Raw genomic sequence first — 18,835 nt, 5'->3', positions numbered from 1 at the left:
CTCAACACCGGATTACGGCAGAACCGTCAGAACACCAGCGCTGACACCCGTTGCACGCCACTGCGGCACGTACATGGATTCCACCTGCGGCACCGGAATCGTGTAGCTTCCCGGCGTGACGGCACGAGCCAGATAAACCAGCGTGGCATGCTGGCCCTCGTTGAGCGGCAGTGCCGCAACGAAGCGATCGTCCCGGAACTCCATATGCTGGATATCCGCCTGCTGCATCTGGCTCAACAAACCCTGCACCTCGTTGCTACTCTCGCCCAGGCTGGCGCTGCTGTCGGATAAATTCTGGTTCTCAAGTTCCAGTCCGGCAGGAAGCAGATCGACCACTAACGCATCGGGCACGTTTTTATCTGCCCACACGTCCAGCCAGACCATGACCAATTCGCCGCTCTTGAGGGCGGAAACAGGTTTGGTGTTGCCTTTGGCATCAAGGAAATGACGCTCAACGTGCAGAACATTGCTGTAAGGTTGCGGCGCGCGAAGTGGATAGCCCACGGTATCAAGACGCAGATACAGATTTTCCGTCCCCGTATTCGTCACCTGCAGCGCGGAAAGCCGATCCGCATCCAGGTTTCTGGTCATGCTCTGCCCGGCAGCTAAGGGCTCACTGCTGAATGAAGTCTGGGCCTGCCAGTCGCCTTTCGCCGTTTGCCAGTGACGACCGGCAAGGAACAGCGAATTACTTTCCTGAGTAGAGAGCCAGCGCTGGCTGTAGGCCAGATTTGATAGCGCCTGTAACAGCTGATTTTGCTGTTCCGGCAGAAGCTTGTTCTCTTCAAGCAGGCTGAGCATCATCGCCTTATCGCGCAAATCGCTGCCGTAATCGGCCATCCAGATATGCCGGTCATCACGTTTGGTCTGCAACCCCAGCGTCAACGTCTGCTGGCTGCGTGGCGCATCCCCCATCAGTTTTAATGCCACACCCAGCTGTACCAGCGGTAGCCCTGCTTTTGCGGTTTCATGGTGCTGCCACAGCTCACGCAGTGCGCCCAACGGTGCTTTTTGCTGACGAGCAAGCACCAGGCCCGCATAGGCCTGTACGGCAAATTTGCTGGCGGCTGTGTCATCGCTATAGCGCAGGGCAATCAGGCCGGGGTCCTGTAAGTAACGCAATAAGCGCTGGTTGGCATTGTTCAGCGCATCGCTGTTGACGCTGTAACCCTGCTCACCGGCCCTCACCAGGAAATCGGTAACGTAGGCGGTTAGCCAGTACTCTTCCGGCCCCTCTTTGTCCCAAAGCCCAAATCCACCGCTTTCTCGCTGCATGTCCAACAGGCGCCCGATTCCTACATCAATGGCCGTACGCCGCTGTTCATCGCTGATACCCTTAATCCCCAGTGCGGTAAGCTGAGCCTCATTGGTATACAAGGACGGGAACAAGCCGCTGGCTGTCTGCTCCAGACAGCCATAGGGATAAGCCTTAAGCTCACGGATATAGCGGGCCAGGTTAAGCGGCGGTCGTCCGCTCAGCAACAGCTGGCCTTCAAGCGTTTTCGGCGCAAGGCCTGAGAGATGCTCCGCTGAAATATTCCAGACCTGCCCTGGCGACAGAATCGCCCCGCTATTCACCGTTTGAGCCGGGAAGGCAGGACGCACGCCAAGCTTCCACTGTTTTACCTGCGACGCGACGGTTTCACCCGGCAGGTTAAGACCGGTGATCTCTGCGCTCAATGCTCCGTCACCAAAGCCATCCAGTGCGCGCACGGGAACAAAGACGGTTGAGCGGGCACCTGGCGCTAACTTCACGGGCAGTGAGGATGAAGCATCCAGAGAGAGCAAACCGCTGGTTTTAAGATTAACCGTGAGCTGCTGGGGTAGATCCGTCAGGTTAGTCAGATCAAGCGCCAGGCGACTGTTATCACCGCTTGCCATAAAGCGCGGCGCGGCAAGCTCTGTCACCAGCGGGGCCGCCACTGTCACTTTGTCTTCGCTATTGCCAAAGCGATCGTCCGTCCAGGCCTGCGCCATCACGCGCAGCTCACCGTTGAAATCACCAATCGGTAAGGTGACGGTTCCTTCACCTTTGTCATCCAAAAGCACCGGCTGCGCCTGCTGGGCGATTATCGTGACGTGGTTAACCGGTTTTTTACCGCCACGGCTTAACTCATCCCCCTCGTCGCCGTCACCGCCAAATCGAAGCGTGGCTAGTTTGCCTTCACCTTCAATCACCTGGCCATAGATATCATAGAGGTCTGCGCCATAGCGTTTACGGCCAAAGAACGCCTCCCACGGATCCGGGGTTTTGTAGTCGGTGATATTTAAGACCCCGCTGTCGACAGCGGAGAGCAGCACGTTAATTTTCTTCGGCACTTCCCCCTCTTTAACGCTTGCTTTCACCTTCATCGTCAGCGTCTGATTCGGGCGTATCTTCGCCGGCCCCTCCAGTGCGATAGCAAGGCGACGGCTTTCGTCGCCCAATGGAAGATGGAGAAGGCCTACGGCACGCTTCGGCGTTGCTGCACGGCTCTTATCACCGGGACGAACCACCAGGGTACTCAGATACAAATCATGACGCTGCCAGCTTTTATCTACCGGGATGGAGAGGTCCATGCCTTCTGCAGGCACATCAATTTCTTTCCACCACAGCGGGCCATCGCTGGATTCCACCATCGCATAACCTTTACCCGCAGCGGGGGCCGCGATATGCAGTTTGATCGTATCGCCTGGCTTGTAGGCAGGCTTATCTATTTTCAGCATGACGCGATCCGGGCGAACTGACCCGGTGCCGTCACTGTTGTCCTGCCAGCTGTAGCCTGCCCAGAAACGCACGCTGCTGACGATCTCGTTATCGGGAGAGCGAACCTCGAGCCGGTAGGATCCCCATTCAACCGGGAAGGAAACCTTGCCTGTCTCACCTGCGGCAAGATCGACTTTCTGCTCTGCCTCCACCAGATCTTTTTGATCGTACTGAGACTGCCAGCCCTGCCCGTCCTCCCAGTTCCAGTAGTAATCGCGGCGTTCGCGGATCAGGCGAACATCCAGACCCGTTGCGGCAAGCTTTTCCCCCTTCGCGTTGGCGTAAACAATGTCAAAACCCGCACTGCTGTCTTCATCAACAATAGGATGGGTGCGCGTCGTATCAGTGCGGTAGTCATACACCTCTTTACTGGCGAACTGAGGACGAATACCGGGTAAAGCGTCCGCAGGCCAGATAGCCTGCTCGGCACGACGCGTCACGGGGCGACCGCCGGATTCGAGAAGACTTGCCTGCAACACCAGCCGCAGCGGCGAATGAACATCACCCCACTGGCTTTCAGTACTCACCGTCGTATTGCCTTGTTCATCCATCTGCAGCTGAACTTCATCCAGGCTGCGCGAGAGATTCTCTTCGGTGAGATCTCCAAACTGGAAGCCCGGCAGGGCTGTGACCGCTTCACGCAGCGGACGCAGGAATAGCTGCCCTTGCAGAGTGTTTCCTGCCGCAGGTGCGCCGTAGAGATAACGGCCGTTTACCTGGAAGCTAACCGCCTCATCAGGACTCACTGGCTGCCGCCCGCTGGTGATATTGAGCGCCATACGCTCCGGCATGAAATCTTCGACTTTAAATGACCAGCTGCGCGGCTGGTTGTCCCCGGTATTGACCCTAACCTGCCAGCTGCCCGTCTGAACATCGCTGCCCAGCGGATAGTTGAACTGATAAAGGCCGTTTTCGGGCTGCCATACTTGCGTTCTTATCACCTGCCCGTCAGGCTTAACGACTTCGAGTTTAACCGGCTGAGCGGGCAGAGGCTTACCGTCGCCGTCGCGCAACAGCGCATTTAAAATGACCGTTTCACCTGGGCGATATAAATCGCGCGGGCCAAACATAAAGAATTGTTTGCTGTACCCCTTTTCCCCGGCTATATCGAATTCGGCTAAATCCAGTGCCGGACGATTTAAGTCCAGCAATGTGGTCTGATCCCCGCTCCGAGCCAGTAACAATACGCCTTTATGAATTTTCTCCAGCAGCGCGTGTCCGTCGCCATCGCTTTTCGCCTGCGCAACGGTCTGGCCCTTTTCATTAAGCAGTGTGATATCCACACCTGACTGCGCGGCACCGTTCTCAAGGCTTTGGGCAAAAACATCCAGCCGGTCGTGGTAGCGGTGTGCAGAGACACCAACGTCGCTCAACGTGAAGAGCGTGGCGGCGTTGCTGTAGCTGTACCGCCCGGCCTCGCTCATGATGGCAAGGTAGACCCCCGGCTGCTGCAGCGGCTTAATCTCGCCCAGCGGCAGCATGACCTTTTCGCGGGTATTGCGCTGTGGATTGAGGTCGAATCGCCCGCTGTAGACCAAATCGGCGAGCTTGAGCAGATTGTCAGATTCCCAGTTAGACATGGCGTTGCGGTATTCCCACTGGCTGACAAACGAAGCAAGGGATTCATTTTTAATGCGGTAGAAATTCACATCCACTTTATCAACGTTTAGCGCCATGACGGGTAGCCCGGCGATGACCTTCGTGGGCAGCAGCGAACCACGGCTGGCAAAGCCAACGCTTGGCTGAATATCTCGCGTGGCAATTTTCTTTTCGAAGTTTATTTCAAAGGTGTTTTTATTCAGCGCAGCCAGCCCGCTGTCGACGGTCAGAATCAGATTACGTTTTGGTTCAAGGTGACGCATGCGCAGCTCTTTTAAATCCTGCGAAAGCTCCCAGGCACCGTCAACTTTGCCGCTGGTTTTGTCCACCAGATGGACAACGCTGGAAAAGTTCTGATCCGGGTTGAGGGGAATGGAAAAAGTCAGCACCAGGGCACTTGCCCCGTCCAGCTGTACTTCCGAAGCGTCCAGTAGTTTCAAAGGCTTGCCAGCAGAGAGCTGAGAGAGTTTTTCCAGCTGTGCGGCATCGGGTTTCGGGGCCGGTACCGCGCTTTGCTTTTCAGCCGCTGCTGGCGGGGCCGACGCCGTCTGAGAAGTGTTTTTATCATCACACCCTCCGAGCGCTAAACCCGCCAATAAAGCAGCCGTGAGGCCAACTATACGCATGTTTTTCATTTTTTTATCCTGGCCATAGCGGCCCCCAGTCCCAGAACGTAGGGAAAGTATTATGCGTGAAGCAGGAAAAAGCGAAAGTAGAAAAGCCGCCCGGTGCGGGATGTCTCGCAAACAGAAAAGTAACGGATGCAAACGGCAGAAAACTTATTTCAGAACTTCGAGTTATCTCGCGTGCCGGGAGATGGACGCTTGTCGGTTTGCTGAAAAGCGTCGACAATCCTTAGGTGAAAAATAATTCGGAGGCAACCATGTCCACCTCTTACTTCGTTGCGGGCGACTGGCTCGCAGAACATATTTTCGATGCCGACATCCAGGTTCTGGATGCCCGCATGCTCCCGCCCGGCCAGGAGCACAGAGATATTGCGAGCGAATACCGGGCGGGCCATCTGCCCGGAGCAGCCTTTTTTGATATTGAAGCCTTGTCCGACCACACCAGCCCGCTGCCGCATATGATGCCGCGAGCGGAAGCTTTTGCGGTTGCCATGCGCGAACTGGGCGTGAACAGCGATAAGCATCTGATTGTTTATGACGAGGGCAACCTTTTCTCCGCCCCCCGCGCATGGTGGATGCTGAAGAGCTTTGGCGTTGAGAACGTGTCAATTCTGGCGGGAGGACTGGCAGACTGGCTGCGCGAAGAGATGCCGCTCCAGCAGGGGGACGTTGAATTACCAGAAGGTGAATTCGACGTGAACTTTGACCCGCTGGTGATAAAACGGCTGACGGATGTTCTACTCATTAGCCATGAAGGCACCGCTCAGCTGGTTGATGCCCGCCCGGCTGCCCGCTTCAATGCGCAAATGGATGAACCGCGTCCGGGCCTGAAACGTGGCCATATTCCCGGTGCGCTGAACGTGCCGTGGGGCGATCTGGTGGAAAACGGCCAGCTGAAGACGACGGATGAGCTGAGTGAGATTTTCGAACGTCAGGGTGTGAGCTTTGAGCAGCCGATCGTTGCCAGCTGTGGCTCTGGTGTTACCGCTGCGGTGGTTGTGCTGGCGCTGGCGACTTTAGGTGTGAACGGCGTGTCGCTGTATGACGGCTCGTGGAGTGAATGGGGCGCACGTTCCGACCTGCCTGTCGAACCGGCGTAAACAGCGCCCCTCACTGACAGAGTGAGGGGCAACTTGTCAGATAATACGGTTTGTTTTGAAGTCGCGCAGGAAGCTGCCCCAGCGGCGTTCGTAGAACGGGGTGATATGGGCCATCATAAAGTGGCTAATGCCCTTCTCCCCTTCGGCGACCAGACAAATATCTACCGGCTCGTCACCGGGTAAAGTATCTGTCGCCACGCTTCCCGCCTGGCGGATGATCGCCTCAACATCCCCCTCGGCCTCAATACCAATCAGCAGGTTTGGCTGCTCGTCGGCCCTCTCCTTAATGGAGCACAGAAAAGCTCGCTTCACGGTTTTCAGGCTTTTGAACAGGGTAGTCAGCGACTCCACCATCTGCGCTGGCGGCTCGGCAACTTCTGAAAGCAGCAGTGAGGCACCGCCCTCCAGTACTTCCTGCTGGCTGAGCGGATCGCCTTCGCTGCTAATCAGATGGCTGATTTCACGCGGAGTGAACTCTTTGCCGGTCGGCAGCTTAGCGTTCAGGAACAGCGTCTCGCCGATGGTCATCTCAAACAAGGTGCGCACAGGCATCGCCACAAAGGCCTGCTCGTGGCTAATGGCCTGCTGTAACGCCTCTACGGAGGTGAAAAAAGGAATGACGGAGGTGCCGTCTTCTTTTTCCCAGTGCTGTAATTCAACCGCGCTGTCTGCATCTATGGCTTCGCCTTCGGCCGCTTCGCCCGGCACCCAGACGGTAGATTCAAGCAGGACACGGAAGAAGGCCGGACGGTGCGCAGGCTCAGTTGCGGCCTGCTCCAGCAGGGTTTCAAGTTCGTTTTTTGGTTCTGACATTGTGGTTCCAGGAAAAGCATAAGTTGTAGGGTGAACAGGCGCATTGCCCTCCACCACTTATCTGAAAAAGCGGCGGATGGCGCAAGCTTATCCGCCCTACAAAAAGGTGTTATTTACTCGTCAACAGGTTAGCAATGGCGCGCACGCCCAGGCCGGTTGCGCCCGCAGACCATTGCTCAACGGCACCTTTGCGATAGGTTGCAGAGCAGTCCACGTGCAGCCAGCCCTGATGGTAATTTTCCACGAAGTGGGAAAGGAAGCCTGCTGCGGTGCTGGCACCCGCCGGGAAAGAGGCGTTGGAGGTGTTGTTCAGCTCGGCAAAGTTAGACGGCAGCTGATTGCGGTGGAACTCAGCCAGCGGCAGACGCCAGAACGGTTCGTTCTCCTGCTCGGCGCTCGCCATCAGACTGTTTACCAGCCCGTCATCGAAGCTGAACAGCGCGTGATAGTCGTTGCCCAGCGCGGTTTTCGCCGCCCCCGTTAAGGTTGCACAGTCGATGATCAGCTCCGGTTTTTGCGCGCTGGCGTCAATCAGGCCATCGGCCAGTACCAGACGGCCTTCCGCATCGGTGTTCATCACCTCAACGGTTTTACCGTTGCGGTATTTGATGATGTCGCCAAGTTTAAAGGCGTTGCCGCTGACCATGTTGTCCGCGCAGCACAGGTAAAGCTTCACGCGCTTGTTCAGACCGCGAGTAATCGCAAACGCCAGTGCACCCGTGATAGTAGCCGCGCCGCCCATATCAGACTTCATGGAGTCCATGAACGCGCTTTGCTTCATGCTGTAACCGCCGGAGTCAAAGGTAATGCCTTTGCCGACCAGAGCCGCGAAGACCGGCGCTTCCGGATTACCCGTCGGGTTGTAATCCAGCGCCAGCAGAACTGGCGGACGCTCAGAGCCACGGCCCACGGTGTGGATACCCATGTAGTTCTGCTCGCGCAGATCTTCGCCTTTCGTGATGCGGTAAGAAACCCGATCGCAGGCTACATCGCACAGCAGATCGACCGCGCGCGATGCCAGCTGTTCAGGCCCCAGCTCTTCTGCCGGTGCGTTGATGGTGTTGCGAACCCAGTCGATGATTTTCAGACGGTTATCCAGCTCTTTCTGGTCAGCGTCATTCAGCTGCGCCCACTCAACTTTACGAGTGCCTTTTGGCGCGCGGTAGCCCTGCCAGAAGGCCCAGCTTTTCTCTACGTCCCAGCCTTCGCCCGCCAGCTGAACGTGCTTCAGCCCCTGGCCGTCGATTTTACGCGCGGCGCGCTGAATCAGTCCCAGGTCGTCTTTACCGTTCAAATGCAGGGTAATGCCTTCGTCATTAATACTATAAGCGGCTTTTTCGCCCCAGCGCGCATCGGCAGGCGCGGTGGAAAGCGTAATTTTCATGGCTTCTGTCATTTTATTTTCCTTTATCCAGCACATGTAAAAAAGGCTGCCTGAGGCAGCCCCTTTTCAACTATTCTGCTTCATCTAACCAGACTAACAGAATCGCTTCCAGAATTTTTTCATTGGATGCGTTTGGATCGTCGTCGAAATCTTCCAGATCGCATACCCACTGATGAAGATCGGTGAAGCGCACCGTTTTCGGATCGAGATCCGGGCGGCTGTCATACAGCGCTTCGCCGATTTCACGGCTGTCGGTCCATTTCAGTCCCATTAAGCCCCCGTTAGTGCTCGCGCGCATGGTTGATGGTGTAGCGCGGCATCTCAACAACCAGGTCTTCGTCAGTGACGCGAGCCTGGCAGCTCAGACGGCTTTCCGGCTCCAGACCCCATGCCTTATCGAGCATGTCGTCTTCATCTTCCGTGCTTTCCGCAAGGGAGTCGAAGCCTTCGCGCACGACGCAGTGGCAGGTGGTGCAGGCACAGGATTTCTCGCAGGCGTGTTCAATCTCGATACCGTTGCGCAGGGCCACGTCAAGAATGGTCTCACCGACATTCGCTTCCAGAACTGCGCCATCCGGACAAAGGTCCTGATGAGGCAGAAAAACAATCTTTGGCATGTTAAACCTCGTCCACGGAGTGGCCTTTCAGCGCTTTACGGATCGATTGATCCATGCGGCGAGCGGCGAAATCCTGGGTTTGTTTGTCTACGTTTTTAATGGCTTGTTCGATAGCATCGGTGTCGTCACCTGCGGCGGCGGCGCTAAGCACAACCATCGTGGCGTCGATTTCCGAGCGCTCTGCGGCGCTTAACAGCGCGGCATCTGTAGCTAACGCACCCTGCAGGCTTTCCAGCACGCGGGCCGCGTCGACTTTTTGCTCCGCGAGCATGCGCGCTTTCACGTCATGCTCGGCAAAACTCATGGAGTCCTGAATCATCGAGGCGATTTCACCGTCGCTGAGACCGTAGGACGGTTTCACCTGAATAGAGGCTTCCACGCCGGTGGATTTCTCCATCGCCGTTACGCTCAGCAGGCCGTCCGCATCCACCTGGAAGGTTACGCGGATATGTGCGCCGCCCGCAGGCATCGCCGGGATGCCACGTAGCGTAAAGCGAGCCAGAGAACGGCAGTCCTGCACCAGTTCACGCTCACCCTGTAAAACCTGAATCGACATTGCGGTCTGGCCGTCTTTGAAGGTCGTGAAGTCCTGCGCGCGCGCCACCGGAATCGTGGTATTACGCGGGATCACTTTTTCAACCAGCCCGCCCATCGTTTCCAGGCCGAGCGACAGCGGTATGACGTCCAGCAGCAGCATTTCGCTGTCCGGCTTGTTGCCGACCAGAATATCCGCCTGGATAGCTGCGCCAATGGCGACAACTTTATCCGGGTCAATGGAGGTCAGCGGCGTACGGCCAAAGAACTCCCCCACTCGCTCACGCACCAGCGGTACGCGGGTTGAACCGCCAACCATTACCACTTCCAGCACTTCCCCGGCTTCCACTGCGGCGTCTTTCAGCGCCCGGCGGCAGGCCAGCAATGTGCGTTTAACCAGGGAGGCAATCAGCTCATTGAACTCTTCTCGCGTCACCGAGCCTTTCCAGCCGGCAACTTCAACGGCTGCGCTTTCCGCATCGCTCAGGGCAATTTTGGCGGCAATAGCGGCATCCAGTAACTGACGCTGTACGCGATCGTCGCTGCGGTCGGCAACGCCAGCCTGCTCACGCAGCCAGTCCGCCAGCAGATGGTCGAAGTCGTCGCCGCCCAGCGCGGAATCACCGCCGGTCGCCAGCACTTCAAACACGCCGCGGCTCAGGCGCAGAATCGAGATATCAAATGTACCGCCGCCCAAATCGTAGACGGCGATAACACCTTCTTTACCGGAATCCAGGCCATAGGCAATCGCTGCCGCCGTGGGTTCATTCAGCAGGCGTAAGACGTGCAGGCCAGCCAGACGCGCGGCGTCTTTGGTGCCCTGACGCTGTGCGTCATCGAAGTAAGCAGGAACGGTGATCACTACACCATCCAGTTCACCTTCCAGCGCTTCGGTCGCACGCAGGGAAAGCGCCTTTAGAATGTCGGCGGAGATACGAATTGGGTTTAACAACCCCGCAGGCGTGGCGATCATCGGCAGACCGTTTTCGCTGGCTTGCAGTTTGTAGGGGAGATGCGGGTAACGTGCCTGGATATCGCTCAGCGAACGTCCCATCAGACGCTTAACCGAACTGATGGTGTTAGCCGGGTCCGCTGCCGCCTGGGCACGCGCGTCCCAGCCTACGTTCAGGCCGTCTTGCTGATAGTGTACGACTGAAGGTAACAGATGGCGCCCTTCGTGGTCTGCCAGCGTTTCGGCCTGACCACTGCGCACGGTGGCCACCAGGGAATTGGTGGTACCCAAGTCGATGCCCGCCGCCAGCTTGCGCTGGTGCGGTGCGGCGCTCAGGCCGGGCTCACTGATTTGTAATAACGCCATTTTAGCTTCCAGTTAAAAATCGAGCAGCTTTTCTTCGAGTTGTTCTATTTGGCTGCGCAGTTTATCGAGAAAACGGAGTTTACGCACGGTATCCGCCGCCTGCGTCCAGTCCTGGGCAGCCAGCTGCTGCTCCATTTGTTCGCTGCGGGTTTTCACCATGCCGTTCACATTCGTTGCAAAGGACGCAAGGCGATCGCTATCTTTCGCCTGCTCGATATTATCGAGCTCTTCGCGCAGTTCGAGCTGCTCCATCAGAAACGCGGTATCGCGCACGGTATGCTGCTCGTTAGCAAGGTCAAAACCGTTGAGGGAGAGGATGTACTCGGCGCGTAGCAGCGGGTGACGTAGCGTAAGCCATGCCTGATTGATGGTGGCAGATTGTTGCACCGCCAACAGCTGTTCCGCCTGGGGGCGGCTGGCGTATTTATCCGGGTGGAACTGGCGTTGCAGCTCCTGGTAACGGGTAGCCAGCAGCTCGCGATCGACGGTGTATCCTGCCGGTAACCCAAAGAGGGTAAAGTAATCCATAACAGACTCGGGGTTAACGTGGTAAAGCGTCATCCCCCACCGGGGTGGGGGATGAGCTGAAATCAGACGTGGAAGCTTTCGCCGCAGCCGCACTCATCTTTAACGTTCGGGTTAGTAAACTTAAACCCTTCGTTCAGACCTTCTTTGACGAAGTCGAGCACGGTGCCGTCCAAAAATTGCAGGCTTTTACCATCGACGACCACTTTCACGCCTTTGTCTTCGAATACGGTGTCATCCACCATAGGTTCGTCGACAAATTCAAGAACATAAGCCATACCAGAACAGCCAGATGTGCGCACGCCTAAACGCAGGCCAAACCCTTTACCGCGGTTGGCAAGAAAAGCATTCACACGAGCGGCAGCACTGTCGCTAAGGGTAATCGACATACAACAACCTCAATTCAACAATGATTATTTCGCTTCACGCTTGCTTTTGTAATCCGCGATAGCCGCTTTGATAGCGTCTTCTGCAAGGATTGAGCAGTGAATTTTCACCGGCGGCAGCTCGAGTTCGTCTGCGATATCGGTGTTTTTGATCGCCTGCGCTTCGTCCAGGGATTTACCTTTGACCCACTCGGTCACGAGGGAGCTGGAAGCAATCGCCGAGCCGCAACCATAGGTTTTGAAACGGGCGTCTTCAATAATACCTTCATTGTTAACTTTGATCTGCAACTTCATCACGTCGCCACAGGCTGGTGCACCCACCATGCCGGAACCTACGCTGTCGTCGCTGTTATCAAAAGAGCCCACGTTGCGTGGATTCTCATAGTGATCAATTACTTTTTCGCTGTAAGCCATTTTTTACTTCTCCAGAATCCTGACGACTAATTAGTGGTGAGCCCATTCGATGGAATTGATATCCACGCCCTGCTTAAACATTTCCCACAGCGGAGAAAGGTCGCGCAGACGGCCAATGGATTTACGTACCAGCTCGATGGTGTAGTCGATCTCTTCTTCGGTGGTGAAACGGCCCAAAGAGAAACGAATGGAGCTGTGAGCAAGCTCGTCACTCATACCCAGCGCACGCAGCACGTAAGACGGCTCAAGGCTTGCGGAGGTACAGGCGGAACCTGAAGAAACCGCGAGGTCTTTCAGCGCCATGATCAGAGACTCACCTTCTACGTAGTTGAAGCTCACGTTAAGGATGTTCGGTGCGCCCTGCTCCAGGTCGCCGTTCAGGTAAACTTCTTCCATATCTTTCACGCCGTTCCACAAACGGTTACGAAGCGTGCGCAGACGGGCCATCTCTGACTCCATCTCTTCTTTCGCGATACGGTAAGCTTCACCCATGCCGACAATCTGGTGAACAGGCAAAGTCCCTGAACGCATACCGCGCTCATGGCCGCCACCGTGGATCTGGGATTCAATACGAATACGTGGCTTACGGCGAACATACAGCGCGCCAATGCCTTTAGGACCGTAGATTTTGTGCCCGGAGAAGGACATCAAATCCACTTTCAGCTCGCCAAGATTAATAGGCAGTTTGCCCACGCTCTGGGTCGCATCTACGTGGAAGATAATGCCACGCGCACGGCACATTTCGCCGATTGTCGCGATATCCTGCACCACGCCGATTTCGTTATTTACGTGCATGATGGACACCAGAATAGTGTCGTCACGCATTGCCGCTTCCAGGGCCTTCAGGTCAACGATGCCGTTGCTCTGTGGCGCAAGGTAAGTTACCTCGAAACCTTCGCGCTCAAGCTGGCGGCAGGTATCAAGGACGGCTTTATGTTCGGTTTTAACGGTGATGATGTGCTTGCCTTTCTTCTGATAGAAGTTAGCGGCACCTTTGATAGCCAGGTTATCAGATTCCGTTGCACCTGAGGTAAAGACGATCTCACGTGGATCTGCCCCCACCAGGTCTGCGATTTGGTTACGAGCGATATCAACCGCTTCTTCTGCCTGCCACCCAAAACGGTGGGAGCGAGAAGCCGGGTTACCGAAGGTTCCGTCCATCGTCAAAAACTGCATCATCTTCTGCGCAACACGTGGATCGACAGGCGTGGTTGCGGAGTAATCCAGATAAATCGGTAATTTCATTGCTCTTAAGCTCCGTACATCACTTCAATACGAAGAATCAGGCTTAAAAGGGTATAGCCATTTTTAGAAGGGGTGGATAAACACCCCTGACCTGATTCTAAAATTCTTTGCTTTCTGCTTATGCGCGCAGTTTGACGTCAATTGCGTCCTGAGAACGTGAACTACGATGGTTTTCGTTCTGCTGACGGTCAGATACATCCAGAACTTCCTGGTTATTCACCAGTTCACCTAAGGTAATGTTGTTCAGGAAACCGGTCAGACGATCGCTCAGGTCGCGCCACAGCGCGTGGGTCAGGCATTTATCGCCGCCCTGGCATCCGCCTTTACCCTGACAACGGGTGGCATCAACAGATTCGTCTACTGCACTGATGACTTCACCTACCGCGATGCTGCCTGCATCTTTCCCTAACAGATAACCGCCGCCTGGACCACGTACGCTGGCAACGAGGCCATTTTTACGCAGACGGGAGAACAGTTGCTCCAGATAGGAGAGCGAAATTCCCTGACGCTCAGAAATATCAGCCAACGGCACCGGACCTGATTCGGAGTTTAAAGCAACGTCCAGCATTGCGGTCACGGCATAGCGCCCTTTCGATGTCAGTCTCATGTCTTACTTAACCTCAGATAGCCCCTCGAGCCGGGGGTTTTTCAAAAATGTGATTGTCACATAGCAGGCGCAAGTCTGACATTCCCGAGTAAATTGGTCAACTATTTAACCTACTAATTTACTCAAGTATTATTTGCTCAATTTTTTGTCGCTTTCGATAGAGGAAAGCATGCCGCGCAGGATGTTAAGTTCCTGACTTTCCGGGCGGGCACGGGTAAACATGCGACGAAGTCGGCTCATCACCTGCCCCGGATGGTTTGGCTTAATAAAGCCGGTATTTTGCATGACCTGCTCAAGATGACCGTAAAAACGCTCCAGATCATCCACCAGCGGGTACTCGACAACTTCGGCTTCAGGTTCGTCTTTTTCCTGAGAATCCAGCCAGGCAATGCGCACTTCATAAGCGAGGATCTGCACCGCCATCGCCAGGTTCAGAGAGCTGTATTCAGGATTAGCCTGGATCGCGACATGATAATGACACTTTTGCAGCTCATCGTTGGTTAAGCCAACACGTTCGCGGCCAAACACGATGGCAACCGGGGCATCTTTCGCCTCGGTGATGCTTTGCAGGCCACATTCACGGGGATTAAGCATGGGCCACGGTAACGTGCGGGAACGCGCGCTAGTCCCCACCACGAGGCTACAACCGGCCAGCGCTTCGTCCAGGGTGTCGACGATTTTGGCATCGCCAATCACATCGCTGGCACCCGCCGCCAGGGCGATAGCCTGAGAGTCAGGTTTCACCAGCGGATTCACCAGCCAGAGATTAGTCAGACCCATCGTTTTCATAGCACGGGCGACGGAGCCCATGTTGCCGGTGTGGGAAGTTTCAACCAGCACAATACGTACGTTATCCAGCATGCTCAATTCATAGTCCAGGAAGAATATCGCAATATCTTATCATAAGCCTGGGACATAATCCGAACGCTCTGCTATACTCCGCCCCGTTTTCCGTTCTTTAACATCCAGTGAGAGAGATACCGATGGGATCATTGCACCCGCTGCTCAACATCGCCGTGCGCGCTGCGCGCAAGGCCGGTAATTTAATTACCAAAAACTACGAAACCCCGGACGCTGTTGAAGCGAGCCAAAAGGGTAGCAACGATTTCGTGACTAACGTCGATCGTGACGCCGAGCGTCTGATCATCGAAATCATCCGTAAATCCTACCCGAACCACACCATTATCGCCGAAGAATCCGGCGAATTAGCGGGTAGCGAGCCGGATGTACAATGGGTTATCGATCCTCTGGATGGCACCACCAACTTCATTAAACGTCTGCCGCACTTCGCGGTCTCCATTGCCGTTCGTGTCAAAGGCCGCACCGAAGTTGCTGTGGTATATGACCCAATGCGCAATGAGCTGTTCTCTGCCGTTCGCGGTCAGGGCGCACAGCTGAACGGTTATCGTCTGCGCGGCAGCACGGCTCGCGACCTGGACGGCACTATTCTGGCGACCGGTTTCCCGTTCAAAGCCAAACAGCACGCAACGCCTTATATGAATATCCTCGGCAAACTGTTCACCCAGTGTGCAGACTTCCGCCGCACCGGTTCCGCAGCACTTGACCTGGCCTACGTTGCCGCAGGTCGCGTTGATGGTTACTTTGAAATTGGCCTGAAGCCGTGGGATTTTGCCGCGGGTGAACTGATTGCTCGTGAATCCGGCAGCCTGGTGTGCGATTTCACCGGTGGCCACAACCACCTGCTGACGGGTAACATCGTTGCGGGTAACCCACGCGTCGTCAAAGCCATGCTGGCGAGTATGCGTGAAGAACTGAGCGAAGCGCTGAAGCGTTAATCTCAGTTAGCTTTCCCGCCCGGGATGGCTTCGGCTGTTTCAGGGCGGGGAAGCACTCCGCCCTCCCCCAAAGCATCAGAAAGGCCTTATCCCCCGCACCGCAGGTTGAGCACTCAACCACATCACCACCGCCGCTACAATCAGAATCAAACTTCCTGCTAAGGCAAGCGTTGCCCAGCCAACCTGTCGCCATAATACAGGTGCGGAATTACCGCTGACCTTGACGGCGAAAGTGCGGAAGCTGTGTACCAGCAGCGCAAGAGCAGAGATGGTTATCGAGGTGCCCGCCGCCATCGCCAGAGCAGACAGCATCCCCCAGTTAAACACGCCGATCACCTTGCTGAACAACAGCACCATAATCGCCCCGGAACATGGCCGCATCCCCATAGAAAGCACGATCATCAGGCGCGCCCGCCAGTCCTCCCCGGCGGCCAGCTGTTTTTCCGTTGGTAGGTGCTGATGCCCGCAGCCGCACTTTGCGTCATGAACATGATGCGGCGTAAAAGCAGTAAATTTAGGCCTGCGCAGAACCGAACGTAATTTTTTCAACGCCCGCAGAGCCAGCATCAGCCCCAGCACGCCCACCAGCAGATAGCTTCCCTTCTCCAGCCAGAAGCTGCTCATATGCAACTGCCGGGAAGGTAGCTGTAAAATAACCAACACCACCACGACCAGAGCTATTGCCACCAGCCCCTGTAAAAGCGAGGCGGCGAAGGTAAGTTTGAGACTGCTTTTAAGCCGTGAAGGATGCGTGGCAAGCCAGGTGGTTATCACAACTTTGCCATGCCCCGGCCCAAGCGCGTGAAGCACGCCGTAGATAAAGCTGAACGAAAGCAAAGACCAGCCCGCCCGCGTCGGGTTCTCCGCCACCTGACGCAGCAGGCTACTTAACTGCTGGTTGATGGTTTTCTGCCACGCGGCGCTGTTGAGCAAAATCTGCGGCCAGTAATGCCAGAGCAGATATAACGCCGCCGTGGTCAGCAGCGCAAAGAGCGCCAGCGGCCACAAATGCAGCCAGCGGCGAGGAGCGGGTTTCGATGAAGAGATTACTGACACTGGACGGTCACCTGCTGGGCAAACTGTTTACCCAGTTCCATATCTTCCGGCGGTGCATCGGCCTTATCCAGCGACAGCGCAAACGCCTGCATATCCTGAGTAGGCTGCGGCGTTTTGACGGCAATATGACAGCCCGCAGTTAACTCATCACTCAGGCGGGCATCCGTTGGTTTGTCGTAGCTCATATCGACAAAGTAGGTCGGATCGAAGGTAGAAAAGGTATAAGTCTGCCCTTTTAAAGGCTGCGGGTGCGCCAGCGGCAGCACGAAAGTCAGCACGGCCTGATGGTCGACATCTTTCAGGCTATATTCCGTAGGGAGATTGTTGAATTTCACCTTTTCGCCGTTGTGCCAGAACTCGGTGAAGTAGTGCTGGCCCAGCACGTTGGCCATCACTTCTGCGGCAAGCTTCTTCCACACGGGGGAGTCCGGCTTCGCGTCCCCTGCGTCATACAGTAGATCCGCTGAAGTGATTTCATCCATCGTCCAGACCATTTTAAGGCCGGTCATCTGGCCCTTATCCGCCATCACGGTAGAGGCCAGCGAAATGAAACTGTGCGGGTGTGCCAGCGCAGCGGGCGCCAGGAGCGCCGAAGCCAGTATGATAGTCCCTTTCGTCCAACCCGTTTTCACGTGCATATAACCCTTAGATCAAAAATTCTGTGAGCCAGTCAAGATTCCGTAATTAAAAACCCCTGCCGCTACGATCTCCTGCAAAAGCTTTAGCTATCCTTAGCAATACTCAATTTAACTGGACCTGACGGATGATGACATTGCTCTCCCCACCACCATCTGTGCTCTCCAGTCCGCAGCGCCGCTGCCACCTGCTCTTAATGCTCTACCTGCCTGGCCTCACGGTCACACCGGAGATCCTGGGCAGGATTAACGGGGTGGACAGTCACAAAGCCCTGCAAGATATAGCCGACACGGGTGATGAAATCCAGCGTTATCACCGTCTCGCTATGATCACTGAGCCCGATGGCAGCTACCGGATTGAAGGCACCGCACTCGACCGCCGCCTCTGTTTACTTCACTGGCTTCGCCGGGGCCTGCGGCTGTGCCCGCATTTTGTTCAGCAGCATTTTGCCCCGACGCTGAAAGAGCAGCTAAGACGCCAGGGGATAGCCAAAGCCCTGTACGACGAAACCAATCTCCAGGCGCTGGTCAGCCTGTGCGCCCGACGCCTCCAGCGTCAGTTCGACAGCCGTGACATGCAGTTTCTGAGCCTCTATTTGCAGTATTGCCTGCATCAGCATCAGCTTGGCGTAACGCCCGAGTTTAACGATCGGCAAAGGGAGTGGACTCGGGCACGCCCGGAATTCCTCGCAGCCCAGGATATCGCCCGCCACTGGACACGCCGCGTTCGCCTGCCCGCGCATGAAGACGAACAGCTGTTTCTGGCGCTGCTTTTCCAGATGCTGCGCATGCCGGACCCTATCCGCGACGACCATGAGCAGGATGTGCGCCTGCGCACCTCGATTTCCCGGACCATCGGCCGCTTTCGCGATCTGGCAGGCATGTCGTTCAGCGATGAGCAGGGGCTGAGCGATCAGCTTTATATTCACCTGGCCCAGGCGCTGGACCGCAGCCTGTTTGCCATCGGCATCGACAACAGCCTGCCGGAAGAGATAACCCGTCTGTATCCTAAACTGATGCGCACCACCCGTGAAGCATTCAGCCAGTTTGAAACTGACTACGGCGTGCGATTTTCCGATGAAGAGATGGGTCTGGTGGCGGTGATTTTTGGCGCGTGGCTGATGCAGGAGAACGATTTACAGGAGAAACAGGTGCTGCTGCTGACGGGGAACAATCTCGAGCTGGAGCAGCAGATTGAGCAGCAGCTCCGTGAGCTGACCCTTTTGCCGCTGAATATAAAACACCTGACGGTACACGGCTTTCAGAAAGAGGGCGCGCCGAAAGAAGTGGTGCTGGTGATCACGCCCTACTCCACCAGCCTGCCGCTTTACTCCCCGCCGCTGCTGCACGCCACGCTGCCGCTTGGGGAACATATGCAGCAGCGTATTCGTGAGATCCTGGAAGGTTAAACGTCGGATGGCGCTTGCGCTTTTC

At 55.9% G+C, this 18,835-nt stretch carries 17 protein-coding genes; 3 read left to right on the top strand and 14 right to left on the bottom strand.

What is annotated here, in order from left to right; genetic code table 11:
* Positions 1–12: 12 nt before the first annotated feature.
* Positions 13–4,980, bottom strand: a complete 4,968-nt coding sequence (locus tag HYQ67_RS12310; protein ID WP_202303974.1) for an alpha-2-macroglobulin family protein — start codon at positions 4,978–4,980, stop codon at positions 13–15.
* A gap of 248 nt (positions 4,981–5,228) precedes the next feature.
* On the opposite strand from HYQ67_RS12310, the gene sseA reads away from it, so the two are divergent.
* Entirely contained in the window at positions 5,229–6,071 is an 843-nt protein-coding gene (gene sseA, locus HYQ67_RS12305; protein WP_202303973.1) for a 3-mercaptopyruvate sulfurtransferase, read from the top strand.
* Between the two features lie 36 nt (positions 6,072–6,107).
* Here the strand turns inward: sseA and sseB are convergent, their stop codons facing one another.
* From sseB to trmJ, 11 genes are all read right to left on the bottom strand, one after another.
* Positions 6,108–6,884, bottom strand: a complete 777-nt coding sequence (gene sseB, locus HYQ67_RS12300) for an enhanced serine sensitivity protein SseB (RefSeq protein ID WP_202303972.1) — start codon at positions 6,882–6,884, stop codon at positions 6,108–6,110.
* Positions 6,885–6,993: 109 nt separating this feature from the next.
* Complete coding sequence (pepB, locus tag HYQ67_RS12295) at positions 6,994–8,280, bottom strand: aminopeptidase PepB (protein ID WP_202303971.1); 1,287 nt, start codon at positions 8,278–8,280, stop codon at positions 6,994–6,996.
* A 58-nt stretch (positions 8,281–8,338) separates the two neighbouring features.
* Positions 8,339–8,539, bottom strand: a complete 201-nt coding sequence (gene iscX / locus HYQ67_RS12290) for a Fe-S cluster assembly protein IscX (protein WP_183270201.1) — start codon at positions 8,537–8,539, stop codon at positions 8,339–8,341.
* Positions 8,540–8,549: 10 nt separating this feature from the next.
* Entirely contained in the window at positions 8,550–8,885 is a 336-nt protein-coding gene (fdx, locus tag HYQ67_RS12285; RefSeq protein WP_034459208.1) for an ISC system 2Fe-2S type ferredoxin, read from the bottom strand.
* A gap of 1 nt (position 8,886) precedes the next feature.
* Entirely contained in the window at positions 8,887–10,737 is a 1,851-nt protein-coding gene (gene hscA, locus HYQ67_RS12280; RefSeq protein WP_202303970.1) for a Fe-S protein assembly chaperone HscA, read from the bottom strand.
* Between the two features lie 12 nt (positions 10,738–10,749).
* Positions 10,750–11,265, bottom strand: a complete 516-nt coding sequence (gene hscB, locus HYQ67_RS12275; RefSeq protein ID WP_202303969.1) for a co-chaperone HscB — start codon at positions 11,263–11,265, stop codon at positions 10,750–10,752.
* A gap of 62 nt (positions 11,266–11,327) precedes the next feature.
* The gene (gene iscA / locus HYQ67_RS12270) at positions 11,328–11,651 is read right to left on the bottom strand and encodes an iron-sulfur cluster assembly protein IscA (RefSeq protein ID WP_202303968.1); all 324 of its coding nucleotides are present in this window, start codon (positions 11,649–11,651) and stop codon (positions 11,328–11,330) included.
* Positions 11,652–11,675: 24 nt separating this feature from the next.
* On the bottom strand, positions 11,676–12,062 hold the full coding sequence (gene iscU / locus HYQ67_RS12265) for a Fe-S cluster assembly scaffold IscU (protein ID WP_004866383.1): 387 nt from the start codon (positions 12,060–12,062) through the stop codon (positions 11,676–11,678).
* Between the two features lie 30 nt (positions 12,063–12,092).
* Complete coding sequence (locus HYQ67_RS12260) at positions 12,093–13,307, bottom strand: IscS subfamily cysteine desulfurase (protein WP_202303967.1); 1,215 nt, start codon at positions 13,305–13,307, stop codon at positions 12,093–12,095.
* Positions 13,308–13,425: 118 nt separating this feature from the next.
* Positions 13,426–13,914 carry a Fe-S cluster assembly transcriptional regulator IscR gene (gene iscR / locus HYQ67_RS12255; protein WP_202303966.1) on the bottom strand — a complete coding sequence of 163 codons (489 nt, stop codon included), beginning with the start codon at positions 13,912–13,914 and terminating at the stop codon, positions 13,426–13,428.
* A gap of 129 nt (positions 13,915–14,043) precedes the next feature.
* On the bottom strand, positions 14,044–14,775 hold the full coding sequence (gene trmJ, locus HYQ67_RS12250; RefSeq protein WP_202303965.1) for a tRNA (cytosine(32)/uridine(32)-2'-O)-methyltransferase TrmJ: 732 nt from the start codon (positions 14,773–14,775) through the stop codon (positions 14,044–14,046).
* Between the two features lie 131 nt (positions 14,776–14,906).
* Here trmJ and suhB point away from each other — a divergent pair, with 131 nt between their 5' ends.
* Complete coding sequence (gene suhB / locus HYQ67_RS12245; RefSeq protein WP_202304063.1) at positions 14,907–15,710, top strand: inositol-1-monophosphatase; 804 nt, start codon at positions 14,907–14,909, stop codon at positions 15,708–15,710.
* A gap of 75 nt (positions 15,711–15,785) precedes the next feature.
* Here suhB and HYQ67_RS12240 read toward each other — a convergent pair whose 3' ends face one another.
* Both HYQ67_RS12240 and HYQ67_RS12235 read right to left on the bottom strand, forming a co-directional pair.
* Positions 15,786–16,766, bottom strand: a complete 981-nt coding sequence (locus HYQ67_RS12240; protein WP_202303964.1) for a HoxN/HupN/NixA family nickel/cobalt transporter — start codon at positions 16,764–16,766, stop codon at positions 15,786–15,788.
* Complete coding sequence (locus HYQ67_RS12235; RefSeq protein WP_202303963.1) at positions 16,757–17,404, bottom strand: DUF1007 family protein; 648 nt, start codon at positions 17,402–17,404, stop codon at positions 16,757–16,759. Before HYQ67_RS12235 ends, HYQ67_RS12240 begins: the two co-directional genes overlap by 10 nt.
* Before the next feature lie 125 nt (positions 17,405–17,529).
* On the opposite strand from HYQ67_RS12235, the gene csiE reads away from it, so the two are divergent.
* On the top strand, positions 17,530–18,810 hold the full coding sequence (gene csiE, locus HYQ67_RS12230; protein ID WP_202303962.1) for a stationary phase inducible protein CsiE: 1,281 nt from the start codon (positions 17,530–17,532) through the stop codon (positions 18,808–18,810).
* The last annotated feature ends 25 nt before the right edge of the window (positions 18,811–18,835 follow it).

It is taken from the genome of Dryocola clanedunensis subsp. sulfonylureivorans (assembly GCF_016756775.1).
Classification (GTDB): domain Bacteria; phylum Pseudomonadota; class Gammaproteobacteria; order Enterobacterales; family Enterobacteriaceae; genus Dryocola; species Dryocola clanedunensis.
The sequence above is the reverse complement of the archived record's forward strand: the minus strand, read 5'-3'. Positions and strand labels throughout refer to the sequence as shown.